Origin of the sequence: Vibrio syngnathi, from assembly GCF_002119525.1 — a bacterium.
GTDB lineage: Bacteria > Pseudomonadota > Gammaproteobacteria > Enterobacterales > Vibrionaceae > Vibrio > Vibrio syngnathi.
The window spans coordinates 734336-753030 of the sequence record NZ_CP017916.1 but is presented as its reverse complement, the minus strand read 5'-3'; the positions used below and the strand labels follow the sequence as shown (position 1 = coordinate 753030).

17 protein-coding genes are annotated in these 18695 nt (G+C 43.6%); 9 read left to right on the top strand and 8 right to left on the bottom strand.

What is annotated here, in order from left to right; translation table 11 throughout:
• The first annotated feature begins 6 nt into the window (after positions 1-6).
• From mrdA to lipA, 7 genes are all read left to right on the top strand, one after another.
• Positions 7-1899, top strand: coding sequence for a penicillin-binding protein 2 (mrdA, locus tag K08M4_RS03615; protein ID WP_086048886.1), 1893 nt, complete (start codon positions 7-9; stop codon positions 1897-1899).
• Positions 1899-3020, top strand: coding sequence for a rod shape-determining protein RodA (gene rodA, locus K08M4_RS03610; protein ID WP_086048885.1), 1122 nt, complete (start codon positions 1899-1901; stop codon positions 3018-3020). Before mrdA ends, rodA begins: the two co-directional genes overlap by 1 nt.
• Positions 3021-3023: 3 nt before the next feature.
• Positions 3024-3863, top strand: a complete 840-nt coding sequence (locus K08M4_RS03605) for a septal ring lytic transglycosylase RlpA family protein (RefSeq protein WP_086048884.1) — start codon at positions 3024-3026, stop codon at positions 3861-3863.
• A gap of 93 nt (positions 3864-3956) precedes the next feature.
• On the top strand, positions 3957-5138 hold the full coding sequence (locus K08M4_RS03600) for a serine hydrolase (RefSeq protein WP_198299308.1): 1182 nt from the start codon (positions 3957-3959) through the stop codon (positions 5136-5138).
• A 232-nt stretch (positions 5139-5370) separates the two neighbouring features.
• Positions 5371-5649, top strand: a complete 279-nt coding sequence (gene ybeD, locus K08M4_RS03595; protein ID WP_029223108.1) for a DUF493 family protein YbeD — start codon at positions 5371-5373, stop codon at positions 5647-5649.
• Between the two features lie 195 nt (positions 5650-5844).
• Positions 5845-6504, top strand: coding sequence for a lipoyl(octanoyl) transferase LipB (gene lipB / locus K08M4_RS03590; RefSeq protein ID WP_086048883.1), 660 nt, complete (start codon positions 5845-5847; stop codon positions 6502-6504).
• A 4-nt stretch (positions 6505-6508) separates the two neighbouring features.
• The gene (lipA, locus tag K08M4_RS03585; protein ID WP_017096213.1) at positions 6509-7474 is read left to right on the top strand and encodes a lipoyl synthase; all 966 of its coding nucleotides are present in this window, start codon (positions 6509-6511) and stop codon (positions 7472-7474) included.
• Positions 7475-7588: 114 nt separating this feature from the next.
• On the opposite strand, the gene K08M4_RS03580 is transcribed toward lipA, so the two are convergent.
• The 8 genes from K08M4_RS03580 to pomA form a co-directional block, all read right to left on the bottom strand.
• On the bottom strand, positions 7589-9619 hold the full coding sequence (locus tag K08M4_RS03580; RefSeq protein WP_086048882.1) for a TonB-dependent receptor: 2031 nt from the start codon (positions 9617-9619) through the stop codon (positions 7589-7591).
• Positions 9620-10060: 441 nt separating this feature from the next.
• Positions 10061-11152 carry a 23S rRNA (cytidine(2498)-2'-O)-methyltransferase RlmM gene (gene rlmM / locus K08M4_RS03575; RefSeq protein ID WP_004734383.1) on the bottom strand — a complete coding sequence of 364 codons (1092 nt, stop codon included), beginning with the start codon at positions 11150-11152 and terminating at the stop codon, positions 10061-10063.
• On the bottom strand, positions 11149-11547 hold the full coding sequence (locus K08M4_RS03570; protein ID WP_086048881.1) for a DUF423 domain-containing protein: 399 nt from the start codon (positions 11545-11547) through the stop codon (positions 11149-11151). Before K08M4_RS03570 ends, rlmM begins: the two co-directional genes overlap by 4 nt.
• Positions 11537-12160, bottom strand: a complete 624-nt coding sequence (locus tag K08M4_RS03565; protein WP_086048880.1) for an alpha/beta fold hydrolase — start codon at positions 12158-12160, stop codon at positions 11537-11539. The genes K08M4_RS03570 and K08M4_RS03565 overlap by 11 nt, the downstream gene beginning before the upstream one ends.
• Complete coding sequence (locus tag K08M4_RS03560) at positions 12153-13061, bottom strand: transcriptional regulator GcvA (protein WP_086048879.1); 909 nt, start codon at positions 13059-13061, stop codon at positions 12153-12155. The genes K08M4_RS03565 and K08M4_RS03560 overlap by 8 nt, the downstream gene beginning before the upstream one ends.
• Before the next feature lie 668 nt (positions 13062-13729).
• The gene (gene thiI, locus K08M4_RS03555; RefSeq protein ID WP_086048878.1) at positions 13730-15178 is read right to left on the bottom strand and encodes a tRNA uracil 4-sulfurtransferase ThiI; all 1449 of its coding nucleotides are present in this window, start codon (positions 15176-15178) and stop codon (positions 13730-13732) included.
• Positions 15179-15517: 339 nt separating this feature from the next.
• Entirely contained in the window at positions 15518-16465 is a 948-nt protein-coding gene (locus K08M4_RS03550) for a flagellar motor protein MotB (protein ID WP_086048877.1), read from the bottom strand.
• A gap of 11 nt (positions 16466-16476) precedes the next feature.
• Positions 16477-17241: a flagellar motor protein PomA gene (gene pomA / locus K08M4_RS03545; RefSeq protein ID WP_086048876.1), complete on the bottom strand. Its 765-nt coding sequence runs from the start codon at positions 17239-17241 to the stop codon at positions 16477-16479.
• A gap of 297 nt (positions 17242-17538) precedes the next feature.
• On the opposite strand from pomA, the gene xseB reads away from it, so the two are divergent.
• Together xseB and ispA are read left to right on the top strand one after the other, a co-directional pair.
• Positions 17539-17781: an exodeoxyribonuclease VII small subunit gene (gene xseB, locus K08M4_RS03540; protein ID WP_086048875.1), complete on the top strand. Its 243-nt coding sequence runs from the start codon at positions 17539-17541 to the stop codon at positions 17779-17781.
• 20 nt (positions 17782-17801) lie between these two features.
• A complete protein-coding gene (gene ispA / locus K08M4_RS03535; RefSeq protein WP_086048874.1) occupies positions 17802-18686 on the top strand; it encodes a (2E,6E)-farnesyl diphosphate synthase in 885 nt (294 codons plus the stop codon).
• Positions 18687-18695: the final 9 nt, after the last annotated feature.

The window sequence follows — 18695 nt, the reverse complement described above, 5'->3', positions numbered from 1 at the left end:
GCGTTAATGTTACGTAAACGTAGCCAAATTCGTGATTACAAAGCAGAAGCACGACTATTTACTAGTCGTGCTTTTGTTGCGTTTGCAGGGATTATAGTGATGATGGGGTTACTGGTTGTAAACCTTTACAACATTCAGGTAAATCAATATCAGGACTATAAAACCCGCTCCAACGACAACCGTATAAAGGTCGTTCCAATCGCACCGAACCGTGGTTTGATTTATGACCGCAACGGAGTACTTCTTGCTGAAAACCGCCCCGTTTTCAACCTAGAGATCATCCCAGAAAAAGTCAACGATATGGAAGATACGCTTGTTCGTTTGCAAGCGTTAATTGAAATACCACCGGAACGTATAGAACGTTTTAATCATGATCGCCGGAATTCACGTCGCTTCAAATCAGTGCCGATTCTGAATCAGCTCACCGAAGAACAAGTTGCGGTTTTTTCTGTTAATCAGCACAAATTTCCGGGTGTTGAAGTGACAGGGACGCTAAAGCGATTTTACCCTTATGGTGATGTGCTGACTCACGTTATTGGCTACGTATCTCGTATCAACGACCGCGATATGCAGCGCTTGGTACGCGAAGAGAAAGACGCCAATTACCAAGCCACCCGCGATATCGGAAAACTCGGTATTGAGCGCTATTACGAAGATATGTTACACGGCACCGCTGGTTATCAAGAAGTCGAAGTTAACAGCCGTGGACGAGTGATCCGCACTCTTAAATTTGTGCCTTCGGCTCCAGGCAAAGATATCGTGCTTAATCTAGATATCAAACTTCAGCTATACGTTCACAAACTGCTTGATGGACGTCGAGGCTCAGCCGTAGTTCTGGATCCGAAAGACAATGGCGTGTTAGCCATGGTATCGAGCCCAAGTTACGACCCGAATGCATTCGTACATGGTATTTCCTCGAAAGGTTATAATGCCCTGCTACAAGACAAAGACCGACCTTTGGTTAACCGTGCAACGCTTGGGATTTATCCACCAGCTTCTACGATCAAACCATTTATTGCCGTTGCAGCGCTGCAAGAAGGCGTGATTACACCGAACACCACGCGTAACGACCCAGGTTATTGGAAGATACCCAACTCGAAAACAAAACCGTTTCGTGACTGGTTACGCTGGGGACATGGCGTCGTTGACATAGAGAAAGCCATTGAAGAATCGGTTGATACCTTCTTCTACCAGATTTCATTTGATTTAGGCATCGACCGCTTATCTCAATGGATGATGCTATTCGGTTTCGGTGATTACACTGGTATCGATATTTACGAAGAAAGCAAAGCAAATATGCCCACGCGTGAATGGAAAATGGCAAGACACCGTGTACCTTGGTATCAAGGTGACACCATCCCTGTCGGCATTGGGCAAGGCTACTGGACAGCAACACCAATGCAGATTGCAAAAGCGACCTCTGTATTGGTCAATGAAGGGGAAGTAACAGCCCCCCATTTACTTCGAGCTACAATTGAGAATAGCCAACCGTTCGACGCACAAACGCTCTCTGAAATCGAAACGTATCCTCCGGTTACTGGCGTTAAGCAGAAATACTGGGATATCGCACAAGAAGGCATGAGACGGGTCAACCACGGAAAGAAAGGCACAGCAAGACGCTCATTCCAAAAAATGTCTTATCAAACGGCTGGTAAATCAGGTACTGCACAAGTATTCGGTCTAAAAGAAGATGAAGAGTACAACGCAGATGAGATCGCAGAGCATTTACGCGATCACGCCCTCTTCACCGGTTATGCGCCTTTTGAAGATCCTGAAGCGGTCGTAACTATCGTTTTGGAGAATGCTGGCGGTGGTTCATCAAATGGTGGCCCAGTTGTAAGAAGAATTTTAGACCATATTATTCTTGCAGAAGATTATGAAAGTGAGCCAATAAAATAATGAAACTTGATCCTTCAACTGGACGAAATAGAGCCCTATTTGAACGGCTGCATATCGACCTACCGCTATTGCTTGGCATTCTGGTTTTAATGGGCTTTGCCCTATTGATCATGTACAGCGCCAGCGGACAAAGTCTTGCGATGATGGATCGCCAAGCAATGCGTATGGTGTTGTCTTTAGGTGTGATGATCTTCTTAGCGCAAATCTCACCCCGAACTTACGAGACATTAGCCCCGCTACTGTTTGCGGGCGGTGTTATCTTACTGTTAGGCGTATTGTTCTTTGGTGAAGCATCTAAAGGTGCACAGCGTTGGTTAAACTTCGGCTTTATTCGATTTCAACCTTCTGAACTATTGAAGCTTGCAGTTCCTTTGATGTTAGCAAGGTTTATTGGTAAACGCTCACTACCACCGACGTTCCAAACCTTGGCTATTTCATTAGTGATGGTGTTTGTACCTACAATTCTTATCGCTAAACAGCCAGATTTAGGAACATCTATTCTGATTGCAGCCTCTGGTATCTTCGTGATATTTCTGGCAGGTATAAGTTGGAAGATCATTGCCAGTGCCGTGATTGCACTGGGTGGGTTTATTCCAATCTTATGGTTCTTCTTGATGCGTGAATATCAAAAAGTGCGAGTAAGAACCCTTTTTGATCCTGAGTCAGATCCATTAGGTGCAGGCTATCACATCATCCAAAGTAAGATTGCAATCGGCTCTGGTGGTATATCAGGAAAAGGTTGGCTGCAAGGTACCCAATCTCAACTAGAGTTCATTCCAGAGCGCCATACTGACTTTATTTTTGCGGTCATCGCCGAAGAGTGGGGCATGATTGGGATTTTGTTTTTGCTTGCTATCTACCTGTTCATTATTGGCCGAGGCTTAGTGCTTGCAAGCCAAGCTCAAACAGCATTTGGTCGAATGATGGGCGGCAGTATTGTACTGAGTTTCTTCGTCTATATTTTCGTAAACATAGGTATGGTTAGCGGCATTCTACCTGTGGTTGGTGTCCCTCTACCTCTAGTCAGTTATGGCGGTACCTCGATGGTTACCCTTATGGCCGGTTTCGGTATTTTAATGTCAATCCATACACACAGAAAAGCATTCTCAAAGGCGACCTAATTGATGTCTGTTAACGTAATTCCTATAAAAACATCTTTGGTTAATGAGCTGCCAATAAAAAAACTATTGTCTATAGTGAGCCTAGCCGTAGTTATTAACGGTTGTTCTTCGACCGAACCAACAGGCCGCTACGATATAGATTCAGATATTGCGCCAGACACGCCGATCTCAGTAGAACATTTAGAGGATGCCCATCCTCAGTATGAACCTTACAGCTTAGGCGGTAACACTGACTACACCCTACGTGGTGAAGACTATAAAATAGTAAAACAGACAGAAGGATTTACCGAGAAAGGCAAAGCCTCTTGGTACGGGAAAAAGTTTCATGGTCATTTAACGTCGAATGGCGAGATCTACGACATGTATTCGATGTCTGCGGCACACAAAACATTGCCGATTCCGAGCTATGTAAAAGTGACGAATACCGATAATGACAAAACGACGATTGTGCGCATCAATGACCGAGGTCCATTTCATGAAGGGCGAATCATTGACCTTAGTTATGCGGCGGCTTACAAACTCGATGTATTGAGAACAGGTACAGCAAATGTTGAGATAGAAGTCATCACTGTGGCTATGCCAACCGACGCGAATAAAAAGGCGGCTTTACCTCAATTTATTATTCAAGTAGCCACTTCTCCACATGAAGATAGAACCGAGAAGTTAGCCAAAGATCTAGGCGAAAAGTTAGCTGTAGCAACGTTCTTGCAGCCAAATGATGAGAACTACCGCCTGATGCTTGGGCCATTTCATGACTATGCTCTGACTCAAGAAAAATTAGAACAAGTTAAGCTAATGGGCTACCCGTCAGCTTATATAAAAAAACACACGCTAACTCGCTAATTTATCTAACAGTTACTTCTGGTAATCAGCGCTCTGGTGTGACAGAGTGATTCTGTTAATATATGAATAGTTCACCTAATAATTGCATTCAAAATGATTAAATCTAATAAACTTGTTAAATCGATTTTTGCTACTTCAGTTGTACTTTCTGCAACGATAGCCACATCGTCATTCGCCGCTCCTATTATTGTTCCTGATGCTCCTCAAATCGCCGCTAAGGGTTTTGTTCTGATGGATTACCATTCAGGCAAAGTACTCGCAGAGAAAGAGATGAACACTCAACTTTCTCCAGCAAGTTTAACTAAGATGATGACAAGCTACGTGATCGGCCAAGAGCTAGATCGTGGCAACATAAACCTAAACGACGATGTTGTTATCAGTGAAAATGCTTGGGCTAAAAACTTCCCTGATTCATCAAAGATGTTCATTGAAGTTGGCACAACCGTTAAGGTTGAAGAACTGAACCGCGGTATCATTATTCAATCAGGTAACGATGCTTGTGTTGCTATGGCAGAACATATTGCCGGCTCTGAAGATGCATTCGTTGACCTAATGAACGCATGGGCAAGCTCTATCGGAATGAAAGACACGCACTTTGCTAACGTGCACGGTCTAGACAATCCTAACCTATACTCAACGCCTTACGATATGGCACTACTTGGTCAGGCGCTGATTCGCGACGTACCAGATGAGTACCGTATCTACTCACAAAAGAAATTCACCTACAATGGCATCACCCAGTACAACCGCAACGGTCTGTTATGGGATAAGAGCATGAACGTTGATGGTATTAAAACCGGCCACACAAGCAATGCAGGTTACAGCCTAGTAAGCTCAGCAACAGAAGGCAAAATGCGTCTAGTTGCGGTTGTTATGGGCACCAAGAATGCGAACGCTCGTAAAACAGAAAGCAAAAAACTACTGAGCTACGGTTTCCGCTTCTTTGAAACAGTGGCACCACACACCGCTGGTGAGACGTTCGTTGAAGAAAAAATCTGGATGGGTAGCAAGGACACCGTTGCTCTAGGTGTCGACGAAGATACTTTCGTAACTCTACCTCGCGGCCAAGCGAAGAACCTAAAAGCTAGCTTCGTTCTTGAGAAAGAGCTAGAAGCACCAATTAGCAAAGGTGATGTTGTAGGTAAACTATTCTACCAAGTTGATGGTGAAGACGTGGCTGAATACCCACTACTTGCACTTGAAGATGTAGACCAAGGCAGCCTATTTAGCCGTCTATGGGACTACCTAGTACTGCTGTTCAAAGGTTTATTCTAAACCAGTCAACGGTTTGTTCTACGCAAAATCTAAGCTTGCTGTATAGCTAACCTAATGAGTAGATTCATGATTTGCTCATTAACGAAACAAAAGCCGCCATGTGCGGCTTTTGTTGATCTTGAGTTCGGTGATATTTACACGTAATATTCCGCCTTATTACTCGTGTCTGTTGACCGAACACGCTTTTTATCGACATTTCGCCAATTTGCGAGAGTCTAGCCTTTTGGAGCTAATCATGAACATCAATTCTGATGCAAAACTAAAAGATCTCTTAGAGTTCCCTTGTTCATTCACTTACAAAGTAATGGGCTACGCTAAGCCAGAACTGACTGAGCTAGTGCTAGAAGTGATTCAGCGCCACGCTCCTGGTGACTACAGCCCAACGCTAAAACCGAGTGCGAAAGGCAACTACCACTCTGTTTCGATCAATATTACTGCGACTTCAATTGAACAAGTAGAAACGCTATATAAAGAACTGGGCGAGATAGAAATCGTTCGTATGGTTCTGTAATCTCCGATTACACATGAAAAACAGCGGCTTATTGCCGCTGTTTTTGTTTAAAGCACCCTAACGAGGTCAAATTCATTCAACTTAATTTTCAATAAATACAAAGAAAGTTGAAAAACCTTGCAGTCCGTCTGTAGTTAGAATCATGTTTCGCGTTTATAATGCGTTCACTTTATTAATCCTTGAGGGAGTGCAGCTTTGCAAAATAAGCTAATCGTAAAAAAATTAGGCCGTCAGGATTACGAACCTGTATGGAAAGCCATGCATAAGTTCACAGACGAACGCACAGAAGAAGACGTAGACCAAGTTTGGTTGGTTGAACACAACCCTGTCTTCACTCAAGGACAAGCTGGCAAAGCTGAGCATGTATTAAATGCCGGTGATATTCCTGTGATACAAAGCGATCGCGGCGGCCAAGTGACGTACCACGGCCCCGGTCAGTTAGTCGCTTACTTCCTGATTAACATCCGCCGCAAGAAATTCGGAGTGCGTGATTTGGTTACTCATATTGAGAACCTCGTAATCAATACTCTGAAAGCTTACAATATAGATTCAACTGCCCGACCAGACGCTCCTGGTGTCTATGTCGATGGCAAGAAAATCTGTTCACTCGGATTACGAATTCGACGCGGTTGCTCGTTCCACGGGCTAGCACTCAACGTCAATATGGACTTGTCTCCATTTCAACGTATTAACCCATGCGGTTATCAAGGGATGGAAATGGCGCAGGTAAGCCAACTCGGCGGTCCAACTGAACTAGTAAACGTTGAGCAACAGTTAATACAAGAGCTCGTAGAACTACTCGGCTATGACCAAGTAGACATTCAAGCCACCAGTAACATTACAGCAGAAGCATAAAATCATGAGCAAACCAATCCAAATGGAAAAAGGCGTTAAATATCGTGACGCTGACAAAATGGCATTAATTCCCGTAAAGAATATGCCTGCTGAACAGAAAGAAGTTTTACGTAAGCCTGCATGGATGAAGATTAAACTTCCTTCAGACAGCCATCGTATTCAAGAAATCAAATCTGCAATGCGCAAAAACAACCTGCACTCAGTTTGTGAAGAAGCGTCTTGCCCTAACCTAGCCGAATGTTTTAACCACGGTACGGCAACGTTTATGATTCTTGGCGCTATCTGTACTCGTCGCTGCCCGTTCTGTGATGTTGCCCATGGTAGACCGAATGCTCCAGAAGCCGAAGAGCCGAAGAAACTGGCTAAGACGATTAAAGACATGAAACTGAAGTACGTTGTAATCACTTCAGTAGACCGTGACGACTTACGTGATGGCGGTGCTCAACACTTTGCTGATTGTAACCGTGAAATTCGCGAGCAAAACCCAAACATTCGTATCGAAACACTGGTTCCGGACTTCCGTGGTCGTATGGACGTTGCGCTTGAACTAATGAAAGACAACCCACCAGATGTTTTCAACCACAACCTAGAGACAGCGCCGCGTCTATACCGTAAAGCGCGTCCAGGTGCGAACTACAAGTGGTCTCTTGATCTGTTAAGAAAATTCAAAGAGCAGCATCCAAGCATCCCAACCAAATCGGGTGTGATGATGGGCCTTGGTGAGACGAAAGAAGAGATCGTTCAAGTATTGAAAGATCTTCGCGAACATGGCGTAACTATGCTGACACTAGGCCAATACCTAGCACCAAGCCGTCACCACTTACCAGTAGAACGCTACGTGCCACCTTCTGAGTTTGATGAGCTGAAAGAGATTGCTCTAGAGCTAGGTTTCACTCACGCAGCTTGTGGTCCATTTGTACGTTCTTCTTACCATGCAGACCTACAAGCTCAAGGTATGGAAATTAAGTAATCACGTTGCTTATACCAAACTTAAAAAAGGCGCTGAACTGTATGTTCAGCGCCTTTTTTCTAACTCAATACTAATAAGTCTCTATTTCTAGAATAACTTTCAGCTAAGAGAAGATTAGAAGCTATAAGCGATAGAAGCTTTAAAGTTACGACCCGCTTCATAGCTGGTGTACTTTTCTGAACCCCAAGAGATACCAAAACCAGTATGCTCTGCATACTTCTTATCAAGCAGGTTATCGATACCCAGGTTCATCTCTAGGTCTTTAGCAAACGTAGGTGTGTAAGCCGCCCAAATGTTGTGCGTTGCGAAACCAGAGCGTTTGATCTCTTTGCCTTTTTCGTTCTCGTAATCGTTCCCCGGAACAAAGCGTGAATCCCAACCAAACACAAATTCATTGTTTAGGCTGTAGTTAAAACCGGCCTTAAAGTTATGAATACCGGTTTTATTCATGTGGCTTGTTTTGCCGGTTTTCAGGCTTGTTTGCTCACCATCTGAGTAAGAGTGGTTAGCGTAAACACTTAATGCATCTAACTGATAGCTCAATACAGTCTCTACACCCCAAACTTCAACATCATACTTATTCGATAATGTTGCGTTGTTCTTAGTTGGGTGCATTTGGTTATCAAGGTCATAGGTATAAGCCGTGAAACCTAGAATCGCGTAATCAGCCGCAAGCAAACGTGTTAGTTCGTAATCAAAGCCAGCTTCGTAGTTATTACCCGTCATCGCCTTAGTATCAGACTGCTTAACTTTGCTTGGTGCTTTCATCGTTAGCGTTTCTGGCAGTGACGCGCCTTTAAACAGACGACCGTAACCCACACGAAGTTTTAGATTTTCCGTTGTTTGGTATTCACCTTTGAACTTTGGAGATAGTTGATCAAATTTACCTTTGTACACACCACCCAGTTTGTGAACGTCGTAACGAAGACCTGTTGTTAAACGGAAGTCGCTGAACTCGTACATATCTTGCAGATACAGACCATAAGCCGTCACCGTACCACCATCCATGCCGTACTTCTCAGTTTGACCTTGCTTAGTACCGCTTAGATATACGCCTTCACCAGCATCAATCCATTGCTTTGCCTTGTAGCCCTCAAGACCATAAGTAAGCTCATGCTCACCAACCCAAGAAACGTTACGAATGTCGCCACCAATGGTTGTTACATTGTATTCACGCTTAGGGTAAGACATTTTCCCATCTTTGAACCAATCACCTGCTGGTGTTTTGCCCCAAGCGGTACCTTCAAGAGCATCACGATCCATGTACTGACGGTTGTAGTAAACATTACTTTTCAGATGAACTAGATCACTACCCGCATCGTATTCGTGCTGTAGCGTCACTGTATCGCGATTAAGCGAATGATAGTCGTGTTTATCGTCAGCATACAGAGCACCCGCCTTTTCACCAGAAAGCTGACGCGTACCACCATCACTGTATCGGTTGAAAGTCAGTTTAAATTCATTGGCATCATTAGGAATGAAAACAACTTTAGCCAAACCTGACTTAAGCTCACCCTGCTTAGAGGTTACCGCTTCTTGATCAGGAATGTGCAGATCGCCATCTTCTGAATAGTTCGCAATACCCATGAACTGTAGCTTGTCGTTCACCTTTGCATACACAGCAACGTTGGTTGCAAAACGCTCATAAGCTGTTTGATAGCTTGTTTTTACTCGAGCACCAACGCTTTCACCCGGCTTAAGAAGATCGCTTGGGTCTTTTGTTTCGTAGCTAAATGAACCATTGATAGCACCAGAACCTGACAGTGCAGAGTTACCACCTAATTCAATTTCAGCTCTTTTTAGCATTGCAGGATCAATCGCTTGGTCACCAGAGTGGTGGAAAAGCTGACCTTCTTGTCGCGCACCATCAATAGTCACTACGGCAAATTTGTCTTCCATACCACGTACAAATACTTTGCGAGAGTAACGTGCGTTCCCGTCAACCGTAACGCTAGGCATAGTATTCAAAACATCTTTGATGTCTGATGCTTGCTTCTTTTCCAGTGTATCAGAGTTGATTTCAGTCTGAATCAATTGGTCAAGGGCAGAACCGATAACGACTACAGTTTCTGGTTCGTCGGCAGCAAATGCTGTAAATGAGGTTAAGGCAACCGTAACGGCTACTGATAATGCTTTAAGTTTCATAATGCGACTTATATTTTATAGATTTAAGTAAAAGTGCACGAATGGTACACGACACTAATAACTATGTTAATAGAAATGGTTATCATTTACATTCTTTACTTACTTATAATAAAATACAATTTGATTAGGATGTTCTTGCTGTAATTTACTGCTGAATTTTAAATAAACCCTTCTTCGTTTCATCGCTGAACTAGGTAGCCGTAAGTATCGATAGCTTACGGATTTTTTGTCTCATATCGACACTAATAGTCGACAATTCGACGACTATCAACCAAGTTGAATTAGTCATATTTACACTTAAATATGACTAAAAAACGCACATAGACCAACCTTTCTAAACTATCCGTACGAAGCGATAATCAAGCTCATAAACAAACTTCAGATATAAAAAATGCCCCTTAAAGGAGCATTTTATTTATCACTGACACACTAACGTAAATATTAGTACGGTGAGATATTCGAGAGCGACTGAATATGAACCGTGATCTCTTCGCGATCGTGGTAAAGGTGCTTCGCCTGCATCTTGAATTTAACTTTGTTATCAATCAAGAACTGTTTTAGGTTTTCGATATCCTGCAGTACTTCATCGTAACGGCCTTTCATTGGCAGTTTAAGGTTGAACAGTGCTTCTTTCGCCCAGCCTTTGATGATCCACTCACCCATTAAGTGAGCAACACGAGCTGGCTTCTCAACCATGTCACAGATAATCCAAGTCACGTTCTTACGGTCAGGTTCGAATTTAAAGCCATCTACCATATGGTGCTTAATTTGACCGGTTTCCATTAGGCTGTCCGCCATCATGCCGTTGTCAACACAGTGAACGAACATAGAACGCTTAACCAGTTGGTAAGTCCAACCACCTGGACACGCGCCTAAATCTACGCCCCACATACCTGGAGCAAGACGCTCATCCCACTCATCACGAGGGATGAATACGTGGAATGCTTCTTCTAGCTTCAATGTAGAACGGCTTGGCGCATCTGATGGGAACTTCAAACGAGGAATGCCCATAAAGAACTGTGAGTTGTTGGTTGGGTAAGAGTAACCCACCAAGCAGTGACCCGGAGCGATAAAACATAAGTGAAGCACAGGCTTCTTAACATTGTCTTTCGCTGTCATCAAGCCTTTACCACGCATAGCTTGACGCATTGGCACAGTAAACTTACGACAGAATTTCAAAAGCTCTTTCGCTTCATTAGTGTCTGGCGTTTCAATTCGGATATCGCCACAACGTGGGAAACCTTCTTTCTCAGAAAGCGCCTCAAGAATTGGAGAGATACGGTCATCGGTTGGCAGATCTTTGATTTCAGCTGCTACCGCGATCATTTGACGAGCAAAGATCAGCGATTGGAAGTCGATCTCTTTAACCAGTTTATCGGCTTCGCCTGCTTGATAACATTCAAACAATACAAAGCCTGTATTGTTCTTTAAGCGAGGAAAACCAAACACTTCCAGTTGTGTTGCCTTGTCTTGAATTTCGCCAGCACATTCTTTTTCAAAACCAGAGCGACAATAAAGTAGTACGTGTTTCACTGAGTTACCTCTTTTATATTCAAAGCAGCGAAGGAGAAGACTCCCCAACCAATGATAAATAGTAGACCACCAAATGGAGTGATAGGGCCAAACCATTTTATTCCTGTCAGTGCTAAGCCATAAAGGCTGCCACTAAAACAAAGGATGCCGATGATAAAGCAAATTGCCGCAATGAAAAAATATTTTTGTGATTTAGCACCAAGTTTCATCTGTAGCAGAGCACTACACGCCAATATTGCTAGTGTATGGATAAACTGGTACTGAACACCTGTCTCAAACACGCCTAGCAGATACTCTGGTAAGACAGCTTTTAACCCGTGAGCAGCGAAGGCACCTAGCATTACGGCTATTGCGCCAGAGATACCTGCAAAGGTGAGTAAATACTTACTTCTCATTAAGCACCTCTTTGATAAACGCTGATAGCTTCTCAACGGTTAAAGCTATGTTCTGCTGTTCGGTGTAACCAGAGCTCTTACGAGGCTTAAAGCTGTGGTCGCCATCGGGAATAAATTCAACACGAATAGAACCAGACAGATCAAAATCAGCAAACTCTTCACGCTTACCAAAGGTGTCACGTTCACCTTGTAAAATTAAACAAGGTTTCTCTAATTCAGCAAGATGCTCACCTTTATACTTCTCAGGCTTACCTGGAGGGTGGAAAGGAAAACCCAAACACGCCATCGCTGCCACCTTATCGACTTCAGACAAATGGCTCGCCATGCGTCCTCCCATCGATTTCCCGCCAATCACAAGCTTATCAGCATCAACCTGCTCAATGATCTCTTGGTAGGCTTCAAGCAGCTTAGGGGCTCTGTCAGGTGGACGACGCTTGCCATCTTCAGCACGTTTAATCATGTAAGGGAAATTAAAACGGATAACTCGTATCCCTTTAAAGGCTAACCCTTTTGCCACCGACTGCATGAACTCATGATCCATACCTGCGCCAGCACCATGTGCAAAGATAAAGGTGATTGGATTGTCTTCACCATCAATGATGACGTTATTCATCGAGTAAATCCTCTTGTTCACTTTGCGCTTTCGCCAGCATCCAGTCGCGGAAGGTGGAAATACGGCCCATGTCAGCTTGTTTCTCATGACAAACCACATAGAAGGCATTCTTGCTCACCAACACTTCGTCAAAAGGCGCAATCAAACGACCCGCTTCGATTTCAGGTTGCGCCAACACGTTGTTACCCAGTGCAATGCCTTGACCGTGAGCTGCCGCCTGCAACACCATGGTTGAGTGACTAAAGATAGGACCGTGATTGACGTTTACGCCATCAATGCCATTTTGCTTGGCAAACTGCTTCCAATCTTTACGCGAGGTATCGTGCAGTAACGTATGACATGCCAAATCACTGAGCGTTTCTAACTGCTTGATTCCAAGCAACACCGAAGGTGAGCATAAAGGAATTAAATATTCTTGATAAAGCTTATCGGCTCTTAAACCAGACCAATTGCCTCTCCCATAATAGATAGCAACGTCTACGTCATCGGTCAGCGAGCCTTCATCCATATCAACGGCTTTGATTCTTACATCAATATCAGGCTCTTGTTGATTAAAGTCAGCGAGTCTTGGCACTAACCATTGAATCGCAAAGCTTGGAGGTAAGCTGATGGTCAATGCACCCTTCTCACTTCGCTCAAGCACTTTATCCGTCGCTTCAGCAAGTGATGTGAAAATATCTTTGATATCCAAGAAGTAGCTTTGTCCTTCTTCAGTCAGCAACAAAGAACGATTCCTTCGACGAAAAAGCTTCAGAGACAAAAATTCTTCCAGCGCTTTGATCTGATGACTGACGGCAGCTTGAGTAACAAACAGCTCTTCTGCAGCGCGCGTAAAACTCAAGTGTCGAGCTGCGGCTTCAAACACTCTTAGCGAGTTTAATGGGGGTAATCGACGAGACATAGTTACTCTCTAAATAAGCATTAGTTTTTTTTATCTGAAACATTATAATTTGTCCATTGCCTAGCGGCCAGAGAAATTCTATATTTCATCCCGCAGTAGCTAGCCTGAACGGCTTGATTCTCTCTAGAATCAATTGGCTTAGCTCCTGCGATGTTGTGTTTGCAAACTCGTTCTTTTCGAGTTGGGTAGAGTTCTACCAAATGTTTTGTTGCAGTTCCATACTGAAACGAGGCATGTACTTCCTGTATTTATTTTGACCTGTCTGTCAAATTTGTTTACACCGCCTTATGGGCGGTGTTTTTTTATGTACAAAGAAAAGTAACAATAAGTTTATCAATAGCTGTGCTAATTAATCTTTATTATTTTTCATCGTTAATCACAGAATTAGACACGCACTCAAATAAACAACTGAACACATACAAATAGAACCATTGAGTTGCACTAAAAAGTAACAGAATACTTCAAGATACTCACACCTCTTCAGTTACATATAAACCCGCTTAGATCGCACCAGTTCTATCAATCAAAAATTTTAAAGCTGAGCATGACGATAGCACGTCCAAACGCATGCCTCTTTCTACTGTCAATCCTTCATCATGATAATAAAAAAGCCGCTTACTTTTCAGTATGCGGCTTTGCAAAATTATTAACGGTTGGTCAACACACCACTATGGGCGGTAAACCTTAACGTTGTGGAAGCCTTGTTCTTGCAAGTAAAGCGCTTGCAGACGGCTCATGACACCACGGTCACAGTACAATAAGTACTCTTTCGATTGGTCTAGGTCACCAAACTGAGTTGAAAGCTTGAAGAACGGGATGTGTTTGATTTCAACACCATCGATCTCTAGCGGGCTTTCGTCTTCTTCGTCTGGGCTACGGATATCAAGAACGACAGCGTGCTCAGCAACTGCTTGAACTTGCTCCACTTCTGGTGCCTGTTCTTGGCTCTCTTTCTCGATATCACGGATATCCATAATACGAGCATTCTCGATCACTTGCTCTAGCACTTCGAAGTTAAACTTAGCTTCTTCCGCTTCTAGTTTGCCTTTCTTCGCTTTCACTGTTGGCTTCTTAGAGATAACACCACAATACTCAGGCATTACTTTAGCGAAATCTTCAGTACCAATCTTACGAGACAGATCGATGATGTCTTCTTTGTCCCAGTTGATAAGTGGACGAAGGATCAAAGTATCGGTCACGTTATCGATATGACGCAAGTTAGTTAGTGTTTGGCTAGAAACCTGACCAAGAGCTTCACCCGTTACTAACGCTTCAATGCCGAAACGCTCTGCAACCATACCACCAGCACGCATGAACATACGCTTAAGAACAACGCCCATTTGGCCGTCTTCAACGTTCTCAAGGATCTCTGCAACTACAGGTTCAAAATCGATAGAGATAAACTTCACCTTTGCAGATGAGCCATATTTATCCCATAGATAGTGAGAAACTTGCTTAACACCAATCTCGTGAGCAGGGCCACCAAGATTGAAGAAGCAGTAATGCACTTTAGAACCACGTTTGATGTGTAAGTAGCTTGAAACACCAGAATCAAAGCCACCAGAGATCAAGCTAAGCAGATCTTCTTGAGTACCAAGAGGGAAACCACCTAGGCCTTTATGACGTTCAATAACTTGGTTTAGCTTCTCGTTCTCGACTTCAACTTTAACGGTAACATCTGGGTTTTTCAGTTTTACTTTTGCTGATTCAACCGCTTGGTTTAAACCACCACCTACGTAGCGTTCTAGCTCAATAGAGGTAAAGTCATGTTTACCACGACGCTTAGCACGCACAGAGAAAGTCTTACCTTCAATAAGAGCACCGCTTCGCTCAAGAACTTGCTCGTAAATATGATGCAAGTCTTTAAACTCTGATTGCTGAACTTCAAGGGAGTGATGAATACCCGGAGTTTGCGTCAATACTTCGAGTGTTTCTTTAAAGTATTTGTCGCTCTCAGACGTCACTTCGATGTAGTCACGACGGTTGAAGACAGCCACAGACTCAGTACGACGCTGAAGAATAGTGCGAATATTACGTTCTAGAATTTTTGTGAAGCGCTTACGCACCGATTCACTTTTAATAAAAATTTCCGGATGAGGCTTAACAATAAATTTCATAGTACTTTCACGCCAATAAGGTTCACAAATTTTAGTAGGTTCATCACCACGTAAAAGGTCATTTCACATAGTTATTGAAGCAATAATAGATCAATATTAAATCTAAGGGCGCGAATTATACATGAGAAAATCAAACAAGGAAAAGAGTGCGTGCTTCAACCTCATCATTAAACTGCCTGTTATTAAAAGTAGCAGATTTCGAAGCGGCATAAGTACAGTTTCAGGAAGCCGTACAAACAAGCAAAGAAAAAGCCCAACCTTTAGCACTCTTTCTAATTAAAAGTGTATAAAGTTGAGCTTTGGTTGTCATTCACATATTAACAGACGCACATCGACATGCTACTGACCGATAACTGGGACTTCTTCACTGTAAAGCGGTTCGCCCTGCATAATGCTGATTTCAACACGTCGGTTTAAGCTACGTTGCCATTCAGTATCGTTAGGCTCTACTGGCTCAGTGTCTGCCATACCACGGACTCTTAAGCGTTGATGAGAGAAGCCACGTACCTTTTCCATCTCTTGAGCCACAGACACCGCACGCTGCGATGACAAATCCCAATTAGAGCGATAAAGCTCTGAGTCAAGACGTTGATTATCAGTATGTCCAGAGATTCGGACAATGCCCGGAACATCTTTCACTAACTCGGCAACCTGTCTAACCAAAGGTCGGAACTTAGGCTGAAGGAAAGCGGATCCTGATGGGAACGCGCCTTTTTCACGAATTCGAATCACAATCTGTTGGCCAAGGTTTTCCACCTCAATCGCGCCTTGGTCGATCTCTCGCTCCAACGCCTTCTTGATGCTTTCCAGCAAGGTTTCCATCTCTTGAGACTGTTCTTGAGCTTGCTGTTGCTGCTGATCTGATTCTGAGTTTTGGTTGTTGTGCGCAGAAACCTCTGCTGATTTACCACCCGTCATCTTGCCCTGATCACGCATGGTACCACCAGCACGCTCAGATTCTCCTTCATGAAACTCAAGCGTTTGCTGCGTAATATCAATGGTCTGCTGCATGATCACATCGATCGGAGTTGGCTCTGGGCGACCAGGACGAAACTCCTGCGCAATAATGCTGGTACCTTTAGGAATGTCTTTCACTTCCAAGCGGTTTTGCACACCAAACGCGAATTTCATTGAGCCCGCGATCTGTTTAAATTTCAGTACGTCCATCTCAGAAAATGAGAGCAGTAGTACAAAGAAACACATCAGCAATGACATCAAGTCAGCAAATGTTCCCATCCATTGTGGTAAACCAGGAGGGGGACATTTACATGGATTTTCTTCATCCATTTTTATTCCCCTTAAGCGATTTCACCATCAATAGTGCGCTTACCTTCATTTAGGTAACTCTTCAGGTAACCGTCAATGACTCGTGGGTTTTGACCATCTTGAATCGCAAGTACGCCATCCATCACCAAACGACGATTCAGTGTCTCTTGGTCACGACGTAGAGCAAGTTTGTCCGCGATCGGGAAAAACACCATGTTCGAAAGAATCGCACCATATAAGGTGGTTAAAAGTGCAACCGCCATCGCCGGCCCGATCGCTTTAGGATCATCCATGTTCGAAAGCATGGCAACCAAACCCACCAAGGTACCAATCATCCCCATTGCTGGAGCCACATCACCAAACGCTGAAAAAACTTTGGCGCCTTGTTCGTGACGTTCTGTGGTTAACGCGATATCTTTTTGCAGTGCTGCACGCACCACATCGCCATCATGGCCATCTACCAATAGGTCAATGCCCTTTTGCATGAAACTGTTACTGATTTCCATCTCTTCGAGTGCTAAGAAACCGCCTTTACGCGCAGCATCCGCCATCTCAACAACTTTAGCAATAAGATCTTCTGGCTCATCGGCTTTAAACATAAATGCTTTACCGGCGATTTTTGCCGCACCAAAAAACTGTCCCATGGTGAATTTCATTAGAACAACAAACGTTGAACCACCAATCACGATTAAAACGGATGTCGTGTCATAGAACATCCCGAGGCTTCCACCTAGGATCATTGCCATAATTACGAAGGCAAATCCACCAATCAAACCTATTAGGGTTGCTAAATCCACTGAGCACTCCTCATGCTTTTTACAGTTCTATGTCGACGATAATCTTTGTATCGGCAAGACTATAAGATCTTTTAGTTAATTCTTAGTTTAAGTATCACACTTTTCGTTTTTGAATCACAACTATTGGCTTACTTTAGACTTATCCATAGCGTATAAACTCGATAAAGCCGCGGTTATTCAATCAAAGCAAGTTCAAGCTCCTTAAAAATGAACTTTCTAGCAAAAATTCTTGGTTACATTTGACCATCTCAGCGGCCTAGGGTAACGTTCGTTCATCTTTCCAAACGCAGATTTATTATGGCTACTAAGAAACCTGAAAATATGAGCTTTGAAGCGGCAATCGAAGAGCTTGATGGCTTGGTTGATCAACTAGAAAATGGTGATCTAGCTTTAGATGATGCGCTGAAAAAGTTCGAACGAGGCATCTCCCTCGCTCGTGCTGGTCAAAGTAAACTAAACGATGCAGAACAACGCGTGAGCATCCTACTGCACAACGATGAAAATGCAGAACTTAGTGACTTTAACCCACAACCAGAATAACGAATTGTATGAGATCCCCTATGATCGAGACTTTATTGTCTTATCAAGCACGTAATAACGAGCAACTGAACCTTTGGCTTGATCGCCTACCACACCAAAATCAGAACCTCATCAACGCTATGCGTTATGGGCTACTTTTAGGCGGTAAACGCGCACGTCCATTTCTTGTCTACATTACAGGGGACATGCTCGGCTGCACCGTTGAAGAGCTCGACACTCCAGCCTCTGCTATCGAATGTATTCATGCCTATTCTCTGATTCACGACGATCTTCCTGCAATGGATGACGATGAATTGCGTCGTGGCCATCAGACTTGTCACATCAAATACGATGAAGCAACGGCAATTTTAACTGGCGATGCACTACAAACTCTCGCGTTTACTATACTTGCGGAAGGCACATTAAGTGCTGACGGTGAAAACAATCGCGTTCGAATGATTCAACGCTTAGCCGAAGCCTCCGGTGCACAAGGTATGTGTATTGGACAAGCACTTGATATTGAAGCTGAAAACCGCTCTGTCACGCTAGAAGAATTAGAAGAAGTTCACCGAAATAAAACGGGCGCGTTAATGAAATGTGCGATTCGTTTAGGTGCACTTGCTGCTGGCGAAAAAGCGCTTGAATTGATGCCTCAATTAGACAAGTACGCCGATGCCATTGGATTAGCATTCCAGGTTCAAGATGATATTTTAGATATCACCAGCGATACTGAAACTTTGGGTAAACCACAGGGCTCTGACCAAGAATTGAACAAAAGCACCTACCCTTCTTTGTTAGGTTTAGAGGGCGCTCAAGAAAAAGCGCAAACTCTGCTACAGGAAGCGCTTCAAGCTTTGGCTGCAATCCCATACAATACCCAGTCACTCGAAGAGTTCGCCCGATACGTCATCGAGCGCAAGAACTAAGACAATAAG